The 8,929-nt window shown below is 65.0% G+C and carries 5 protein-coding genes; all 5 read right to left on the bottom strand.

The genetic code is table 11. From position 1 onward, the window contains the following. Positions 1-78: 78 nt before the first annotated feature. The 5 genes from ACTHLF_RS18925 to ACTHLF_RS18905 all read right to left on the bottom strand — a co-directional run bounded on the left by ACTHLF_RS18925 (position 79) and on the right by ACTHLF_RS18905 (position 8,905). Entirely contained in the window at positions 79-1,128 is a 1,050-nt protein-coding gene (locus ACTHLF_RS18925) for a serine hydrolase domain-containing protein (protein WP_440329418.1), read from the bottom strand. A gap of 2 nt (positions 1,129-1,130) precedes the next feature. Beyond that, positions 1,131-1,835, bottom strand: a complete 705-nt coding sequence (locus ACTHLF_RS18920; RefSeq protein WP_440329417.1) for a M15 family metallopeptidase — start codon at positions 1,833-1,835, stop codon at positions 1,131-1,133. Further along, a complete protein-coding gene (locus tag ACTHLF_RS18915; RefSeq protein ID WP_440329415.1) occupies positions 1,789-4,350 on the bottom strand; it encodes a membrane dipeptidase in 2,562 nt (853 codons plus the stop codon). The genes ACTHLF_RS18920 and ACTHLF_RS18915 overlap by 47 nt, the downstream gene beginning before the upstream one ends. A gap of 106 nt (positions 4,351-4,456) precedes the next feature. After that, a complete protein-coding gene (locus ACTHLF_RS18910; RefSeq protein WP_440329413.1) occupies positions 4,457-7,450 on the bottom strand; it encodes a TonB-dependent receptor in 2,994 nt (997 codons plus the stop codon). Positions 7,451-7,492: 42 nt separating this feature from the next. Further along, positions 7,493-8,905: a transglutaminase-like domain-containing protein gene (locus ACTHLF_RS18905; protein ID WP_440329420.1), complete on the bottom strand. Its 1,413-nt coding sequence runs from the start codon at positions 8,903-8,905 to the stop codon at positions 7,493-7,495. Between the last annotated feature and the right edge of the window lie 24 nt (positions 8,906-8,929).

Genomic DNA, 8,929 nt, shown 5'->3' with positions numbered 1-8,929 from the left:
CGGGGGGCGCCGCTGTGCGCCGCTGAGCTCCGGGGCCTGTGGGGTTGTCGCGAAAGTTGCCGCCCAGTGGGGGGGCCCCTACGGCGGGGGTGTCGCGCCGAAGAGAGACGCGATCTTGAGGGCCGTCTGGTAGGGCTCGGGGTCATTGCGGTTGGTCAGGAGCACCACGGTGAGGTGCTGCTTCGGGTAGCGGACGATCACGTTGCGGAAGCCGATGGTCTCGCCGGAGTGCCACAGGGTTTCGCCGGTGATGCGCCAGCCGTAGCCATAGCGGATGGTCGGGTCGTCGGTGGCGGTCCAGCCGGTGAAGGCCGCCTTGCGCGAGGCATCGCTGAGCAGGCGGTTGTCGTACAGCGCGGCGTCCCAGCGCGCGAGGTCCTCGATGTTCGAATAGATGCCGCCATCGCCGAGCACGGAGCTGGTCATGCTCTGGTCGGTGCGGACCCAGTGGCCGCCCTCCTCGCTGTAACCAAACGCGCGGTTGGGTACGGGAGCACCTTCCTTCACGAAAGCGAGCGTGTGTTTCATCCCGAGCGGCTCGAAGATGCGTGTTTTCAGGAATGCCTGGAACGGCATGCCCGACGCCTTCTCCACGATGAGCGCGAGCATCGCGTAACCGCCATTGCTGTAGCGGTACGAACTGCCCGGCGGGAAATACAGGTGATCGGTCTTCGCGAGCAAGGCAAGCACATCCTTGTCGCGCAGTGGCACCGCCGTGTCCGCCGGCATGATGTCCTCGTAATCGACCAGGCCGCCCTGGTGACTCAGGAGCTGCCGGATCGTGATCGGTGCGGCGACGGCCGGAAGTTCCGGCAGCCACTTTCGCGCATGGTCATCGAGGCTCAGCTTGCCGTCCTGCGCGAGCAGCAGGATGGCCGTCGCGGTGAACTGCTTGCTCACGGAAGCCAGGCGGTAATCGGTCGAAGGCGACGCCGCGACGTGCAACTCCATGTCAGAAAAGCCATAGCCCTTCGAAACGATCGGCTTGCCATCCTTCACGACCAGCAACGACGCTCCAGGCACGTCGCCCTGATAGCGCTGCATCAGCGCATCCAGGCGCGCGTCGTCACGAGCGTGGGCCGCGACGGTGAAGGCAAGGCAGGACAGGATCACGGCGATGCGGCGCATGCTTACTCCACGGGGACGTCGTAAATAACGGGCGGTGTGGCCGCGGGCAGCGAGAAGTGCCACCATTCCTGCGGGTAGTTCGTGAACCCTTCGGCGGCCATCGCTTTCAGCAGGCGCTCGCGGTTCGCCTTCTGCGCGGCCGTGATACGCGGATCCGCCGTGTGCGCCAGCGGATCGAAGAAGTCGAAGCCCGTACCCATGTCGAGCGGCTCGCACCTACCCGATGCGCAATGCATCAGGGTGAGATCCACCGTGGCGCCGCGGCTGTGCCCGGAGACGGGCGCGATGTATTCACCCAACAGGGCGTCCTTGCCAAGGTTCGGGTAATGCGCGGCCTTGGTGGATGTATCCGAAAGGTCGCTCGCCCAGCGCACGAAGGCCGCGACGGCCCGTGCCGGCCGATAGCAATCCCACACGCGCAACGCGTAACCCTGGCCATGCAACGCGGCCTCCACGCGGGCAAGGGCTTCCGCAGCATGCATGATCAGGAAGAACTTCGGCGAGCGATAGCCATCCACCGCCGCGCCAGTGAAGTTGTCGGTGCCTGCGTACTTCATATCCTCGGCGAGTCCGGACGACAGCGTGCGCACATCCACCATCCCCGCTTCGGCCATCGTCCGCGCTGGCGACAGCGCAGGCGGCCGCTCAGCCGCTACCGCACTAAGGGCAAGCGCGAACGCGAGTAAAAGCGAGGTCTTCAAAATCATTGCTGAAATCGGCATCGGGATCGACCTTGGAGAGACGCAGCTGGTCCGGTGCGGCGAGTTCGAGCCAGGGCTCGGCATCCATCCGCGTGCCGTCCCACTGTACGAGGTATCGCGCACCGACGCGCCTTAGCGTGCCTTTCATCGCCGGTGAGCGCGTGGACTCGAAGCGAACACCGCCCTTGCCGGGGCAGACCCTCACTTCACCGAACCACGGATCCTTCCAGACGCCAAGGAAGGCCATCGCCTCCTTCGCCGAGGTGGCCACGCGGGCGGACGTATCCGGCGCACGCGCCGCGGCAGGTGCAGCCGAGGCGGCGGCCGCGATCCGGTCCGCGTACTCACCGACCGTGTGCGCTTCCGACGGCGCTGTGAACCGCTTCAGCATCGCCTCGGCGAGCGTGTCCCGTGCGTCCTCGCTGCCGCCGTTGATCAGGATGACAAATCCGCTTCGCCGCTCCGGCAACAGGCTCACGGTGGAGTAGTAGCCCGATAGCGTGCCGGTGTGCGACACGCTCCATTGCCCATCCGCATCGGCGAGGCGCCAGCCGTAACCGTAGCCATAAAGGTGCGTGTCGTTCCAGGCAGCGCGGCGTTCACCCACCGGCATGGGATTCTGGATCGTCCAAAGCGGCGCGCGCGCCTTCGCGTCGAGCCATGCGTACTGCGCCTCATCCGGCGATAGCCAGTTACCCGCCCAGCGCAGCATGTCGTCCAGGTCACAGCGGATGCCGCCTGCCGCCGCCGAAGTGATATCGAGCACCTCGCAGCTGTGCAGACCCAGCGGGTCGAACACCTCACGGTGCATCAGCACGTCGTACGGCGCACCCCCAGCCGCGGCGGCGACCTCGCCCGCCACGACGTACATGAGGTTGTCGTACGCATACGTCGAACGGAAGCTGTGCGCCGGCTGCAGGTAAGCGAGCCCATGCAGTATGTCCGCTCGCGTGAACGTATTGGGCTCGGGCCAGAGCATCAGGTCGCCGGCCCCCTCGCGCATGCCCGTGTTGTGGATCAGCAGGTCGCGCACCTGCATCTGCGCCGTGACCCACGGGTCATGCATCCGGAAATCAGGCAGGTACTTCGTGACGGGATCGTCCCAGCGCAGCTTGCCCTGCGCGACGAGCCTTGCCAGCAGCGCGGTCGTCATCGCCTTGCTGTTCGATGCGATCTTGAACCGCGTCGTCGCATCGACCTTCCGGCCCTTCGCATCGAGCACATCGCCGACGGCTCGCGTGTATACCACCCTCCCCTCGTCGATGACGCCGACGGCCATGCCGGCCACCTTGTAACGGGCCATCGCCTCGTCGATCAGTTGATCGTACGAGGCGACCGCCGGCTTCGCCGTCGCCACCTTCTCGTCATCCGCCCATACGCGCAGCAGGTTGCCTCCCCACAGTTTGGCGATATCGGCATCGGAGAAGCCGCGTGCCTTCAGCCCGGCGGTGACGTTATGGGTCTCGGAGGCATCCATCCAACCGGTGATCTCGCCGCCGCCATCGAAATCCGATGCGATGCCAACGTGGTCGATACCCGCGACCTGGACCATGTGCTGGATATGGTTGAGGAAGTCGTCCAGCGTCGCCAGCGGGTGCTCGCGCTGGATCTGCGCCATGCCCTCGGCGTACGCCGGAAGGTAATCATGCTTCTCGCTGTCGTAGGCCTTGTCGCCCGCGTCCTTCGCGACCCGTTGCTGCAAGGTTTTCTCCGCCGCCTCGCGTGCCGGGTCGATCTTCAGGAACTCCTTATAGGCCACGGCCTGGACGACGCCACCCTTGGCGGCGATCGCGCGCAGCAGGTCGTCCGACAGGTTGCGGGGGTGGTTGGTGAGCGCACGCGACGAGGAATGCGACGCGATGATGGGCGCCTTCGACAGCGCCAGCACGTCGCGCACGCAGGCGTCGGAGGCGTGCGAGATATCCACCATCATGCCCAGGGCGTTCGCCCGCGCCACGACCTGGCGGCCGAACGCCGTGATGCCGAGGTTGCTGTCCGGCTTGTCGCCCAGGTCCTTGTCGGGCAGCGAGCTGCCGCACAGATCGTTGTTGCCGACATGGGCGAGCCCGATGTACCGGGCGCCGCGCGCATACGCGGTGTCCACGCGGCGGATGTCGTGGCCGAGCGAGTAGCTGTTCTCGATACCGATCATGGCCGAAAGCACACCGGCAGCCTTGTTCGCACGGACGTCCGCCGGCGTGCGGGCAGCCCGGATCTGGCCCGGATACTGCTTCAGCATCCGGTCGATGGCGTCGTACTTGCGGGTCGCCTGCGCCACCGCCTTCGCGTAGCCCGCTTCGGTGAGCGGGCCCTGGGCAACGTAGATCACAAAGAAGGCGGCATCCAGTCCGCCCCGGCGCATCTTCGGCAGGTCCACCTTGAGGGGGCCATCCCTGCCGGCGTCGAACTTCGGATCGGCCATGTACGACAGGGGGATGTCGACATGGGTATCGATCGTGAGGGGATGGTCCTGGGCATGCACGCCCGTGGCGGCGAGTGCAAGCATGAGCAGTCGTTTCATCACCCCTCCTCGGTGAAAGCGGTTGTGGGAGCGCGCTTGCGCGCGATGGGGTGTGACGCGAGCACTCATCGCGTGCAAGCACGCTCCCACAAGAGCTGGTATGGCATTAGAAATCGATCGAGACCGTTAGCTGGCCGAAGCGGGGCGACTGGAAGCGTTGCGGTTGCAGGAAGGTCGGGTTGAGGCCGCCGACGCTGGTCTGCAGGTCCTGGTCCACGCCCAGCGTGCGCTGCTGGTTGAGCACGTTGTACACCGCGAACTTCACGCGCAGGTTGTTCTTCTCATCGATCGGCAGGAGGTAGGTGATGCTCGCATTGAGGTTGAACGTCCAGGGCGTGCGGCGGTCACCGCGCGGCGAGCGCTGGTATACGCGATTCTCGGAGACCGGGTCGGCGCAGTTGTCCACGCAGATGAAATAGCTGTGGTAGACGGTGGCGTCGTACGGATTGCCCACGCCATAGCCGGTGATCGGGCTGCCCGAGAGCGCCGTGACGTCCGCACCGACCTGCCACTGCTTGCTGATCGCATAGGTCCCGCGCAGCTTGATCTGGTGGCGGTGGTCGTTCGGCAGGTAGCCGCCGTTGAGGTTCACCCACGGGTCGTCGAAGTTCTCGGTACGGCCGGTGTCGTCGAAGTTGGTATCCGAGTTCACCGGACCCTCGGCGTTGCCGCGGCACCACGAGAGTACGTACGAGGCGTTGAACATCCACTTCTCGTCCCACGCGCGGTCCAGCTGGAACTCCAGCGAGCCGAACGTACGACGTGGCTTCTTCCAGCCACGCTGGCCGAGGTAGTTGCCGTCGGCGTCGTACATCGCCCAGCCTTCCTTCGACGTATCGATGGTGATGTAGCCGTCCGGCGTACCGTCGCAGTTGGTGTCGCCGTACACGGTGGTCTTGCGGCCGGGGTTGCCCATCACGTAGCCGATGTACCCGTCACCGCCGCACTGCGGCGTCGCGCTGATCTCCATGTCGTCGATCGCGTTGTGCAGCTTGCGGTACGTGCCGCTCACGCCCCACGACCATTTCTCGTCGAGAGCCTGCTGGAAGCCGAGGATGGCTTCGTCCTGGTAGACCGAATCCATATGCTTGTCGACTTCGGCACGCAGGTCACCCACGGTACCGTTGCCCTGGGAATCATCCACCGGCCCGATCTGCGGACCGAGGATGGGAACGGCGTACTCGCCACCGTTGCGCTCGAGGATCTGGTAACCGTTGAAGCCGTAGTAGGTGCGCTGGTCGAGCAGGCCACCCGCCTGCTTGATGTTGATCACGTTCGCGACCGGCAGGTAATAGCGGCCGAGGTTGCCGAAGACCTTGGTCGTGCCGTCACCCTTCAGGTCCCATGAGAACCCCAGGCGCGGCGCGATCATGTTGTCCATTTTGATGTAGCTCTTGCCTTCGCCGGTCTTGTTGTCGAAGGCATCGCGGCGCAGGCCGGCATTGAGCAGGAAGTCCGGCGTGATGTTCCAGTTGTCCTCGATGTAGTACGCGTTGTTATCCGTCTCGAAGGTGCCGTCGATCTCGTAGCGACGGGCGCGTACATAGGCCGTGTAGCCTGCGGGAACGACGCCACCGTTCTCGATGGTCGCACCGGGCGTCGTGTTGTAGATGTTGTAGTAGTAGGCGCCCGGGCCCGGGTAGTGGCGTGAGTACTGCGATGTATCGACCTCGTGGTCGTAGCCGAAGCGAACCACATGGTCGCCCAGCGTCCACTCGAAGTCCGCACGGCCCTGCTTGCGCGTGTCGTTGCGCTTCTCCACCGCCGTGCTGGTGCTGCAACCGAGCGGCACGCCCGGCGAGGGCACGGCGTTCACCCGGGCGACCGGGTTGCACTCTTCATCGGAGAGGCCGCGGGTGAAGTCTTCGCGGTTGTTCTTGCCGTACATCAGCTTCATCGACAGGTTGTCGACCAGGTAGCTCGTGAAGGTGCCGTTCCAGTTCTTGCCGCCGGTATCGCTGTAGATCTCGTCCTGCTTTACGCCCTTCGTCTGGGTCGGGTAGTCGTACTCGTAGACCGAGCCGACGTTCTTGTCCTTGTCCGAGAAGGCCATGAACTCGAGCAGGTTCTTGTCGTTGATGTGCCAGTCGACCTTGGCACCCCAGAAACCCGAATCGGTGTCGTTCTGGGTAAGGACGGTGCCGTCGTTGTTGGTGTTCTGCGGCGTGTAGCCACGCGCCTCGTACATGGCGAAGAAGAACAGCTTGTCCTTCACGATCGGGCCTGACGCGTACACGTTCATCTTGGTGCGCGTGTAGTGGTCCTCGGACGAGGTGATGTAGCGCTCGCCATCCCAGTAGCGGTTCTTCGTCTGCGCCTGCCAGTCACTTGGCTCGAAGGTCATCTCGGCGCCAGCCTTGAATTCGTTTGTGCCCGAGCGGGTCACCGCGTTCACCACGCCGCCCGTCGTCCGGCCGAACTCGACGGAATAGCCGCCGGTCTTGACCTGGAACTCCTGGTAGAAGGCGAACGGTGCTTCCGAGAAGCCGTTGCGGTTGTAGAAGTCGGTGACGTTGAGGCCGTTCACATAGAACGAGTTCTCGGCGACCGACGAACCGCCGAAGGAGATGCCGCCGAAGCCGGCGTTGCCCTTGTTGACGCCCGGTGCAAGCAACGCCACCGCCTGCACGTTCTGGTCCACCGGCAGGCGGCGGATCTCCTCACGGCTCACGTTCGTCGCCGTTTCGGTCGAACTCACGTCGACCGCGGAAATCACGATCGGCGCGCTCACCTGGACGCCTTCGAGGTCGGTGGTCGCCTTCGCGCGTTCCACCAGGTTCACCGTGGTGGCATTGCCCAGGCTGACATTGACCTCAGCGGTCTGCCCCACGGGCGTGCCGTCCAGGCTGCTGTCGAGCCGGTAGTGGCCGACCGGGAGGAAGGGGAAGCGGTAGCTGCCGTCGCGGTCCGCCGTCACCGTGCGGGTCAGGCCCGTGGACGGATCGCGTACGGTCACCGTCGCCCCGGGTTTCGTGCGGCCGACGATCGAACCATCGGTGTTGGCGGCCTGTGCACCGGATGCCGCGAGCAGGCCGACGCCTATCGCAAGGCACAAGGCGCCATGGCGCAGCACGCGCCGGTTCGTCTTGGTATCCCCCATCTCCCCACTCCCATAAGATGATGTATCGGGTTGTCGAACAGGCTACCGGTGTGCCGTGGCGTCCCCTCGCGACGCGCCGACCCGGTGCCAGCTGAAGTCGTAATCCCACTGATCGAAGTACAGGTTGCCGCCCTTCCACTCCACCTCGCCGCGCTGCGAATCCACCGTCTCGGAACGGGGGAACGTCTTCGCGGGTACGAAGGGCTGCGCGTAGTCATCGTTGAAGGCGACGCGGTACGCGTCGAGCCCACCGAGATAGAAGTACTCGAGCTTCGCGTCGCCATTCAATCGGCCGAAGGTCACGTCCACCGGCACCCAGCCATACGGCGCCAGGTACACCTGGCCCCAGTCGTGGATGTTGTTGTACGTGCCATCGGAGAACATCCAGCCCGATTGCCAGCGGGCCGGGATACCGTTCATGCGCAGCAAGGTGATGAGCAGCAGGGTCTGCTCACCGCAATCGCCGTGGCCTGCGTGCAGCGTGTAGTCGCCGATGTTCGAAAGGGTGGAGTATTCGCGCGCGCCGGCCCATGGGATCGTATCCACGGCGGCGAACAGTTTCTGCGCGATGCGATAAGGGTTGGTCTCGTCGCCCACCACCTTCTTCGAGTACGCGCGCATGGCGTCGGTGAAGACCACATGCGGTGCGCGTTCCTCGACGAAGGGTTGCAGCGCCGGCGTGATAGGGCTGCGGACGACTTTCGATGGGTCGATGTTGAAATCGCGGCCGTACAGGGTCGCCTGCCAGGTCACCGAGAACACCGTCGGCTTGCCCGCGACAGCCTTCTGTTCCAGGTAAACCGTGCGCTGCATGGCGTCGCTGGGTTTCGTGGCGAAGGCGGCGGGTGCGTGGGCAACGAGCTGCACATCCTCCTGCTGGCCCGTGATCTCGCGCGGGAACGGCAGCCATGCGCGCAGCGTTTCGCCTGCGGGGACCGCATCGGCGTTCACCGTGAGGGTCTGCGTCACTTCCTCGCGCATCGGCAACACGCTGGTGCTGCCGGTGCTGATCGCCGCCGCGCGGATGGCGCGGTGGTGGTCGTTCAGTACTTCGTTCGGGCCGTCATTGAACGGCACCGGGTCCTTGCGACGTGCGCGTGCCTCGGCACTGAGGCGGAACAAGTTGCCGGGCGCGCGGTTGAAATAGAGCGTACGGCCGTCGATCACCTGTTTCTCGAGCAGGCCCGCGTTATCCCACTTCGCTAACTCCGCGTCGGTGAGGTCGGGGATCTGCTTGCGGAGGCGCGCCTTGGCGGCATCGGCGTCGAGCTTGAAGTCGAGCAGGATGCGGCGCATGCGTTCGCGCTGGTAGAGCAGGGTTTGTTGTTGCGCGGTGTCGAGGTTCGATTGGGCCAGGGCCGCTGCGATGGTCGATTCGGCAGCCTTGAAGTGGCCGGTATCGATTTGCTGGCTGGCGGTGGCGGCTGGGGTGCCTGGTTGGGGAGGCTGGGGCAGGCTGGAATCGCGCGCAAGCGCGCT

The sequence above is a fragment of the Luteibacter sp. genome (genome assembly GCF_051958795.1).
GTDB lineage: Bacteria > Pseudomonadota > Gammaproteobacteria > Xanthomonadales > Rhodanobacteraceae > Luteibacter.
The sequence above is the reverse complement of the archived record's forward strand: the minus strand, read 5'-3'. Positions and strand labels throughout refer to the sequence as shown.

Excerpts from the sequence above, each read along its gene's own strand:
- ACTHLF_RS18925 (WP_440329418.1), bottom strand. The coding sequence starts at position 1,128 with ATGCGCCGCATCGCCGTGATCCTGTCCTGCCTTGCCTTCACCGTCGCG.
- ACTHLF_RS18920 (WP_440329417.1), bottom strand. The coding sequence starts at position 1,835 with ATGATTTTGAAGACCTCGCTTTTACTCGCGTTCGCGCTTGCCCTTAGT.
- ACTHLF_RS18915 (WP_440329415.1), bottom strand. The coding sequence starts at position 4,350 with ATGAAACGACTGCTCATGCTTGCACTCGCCGCCACGGGCGTGCATGCC.
- ACTHLF_RS18910 (WP_440329413.1), bottom strand. The coding sequence starts at position 7,450 with ATGGGGGATACCAAGACGAACCGGCGCGTGCTGCGCCATGGCGCCTTG.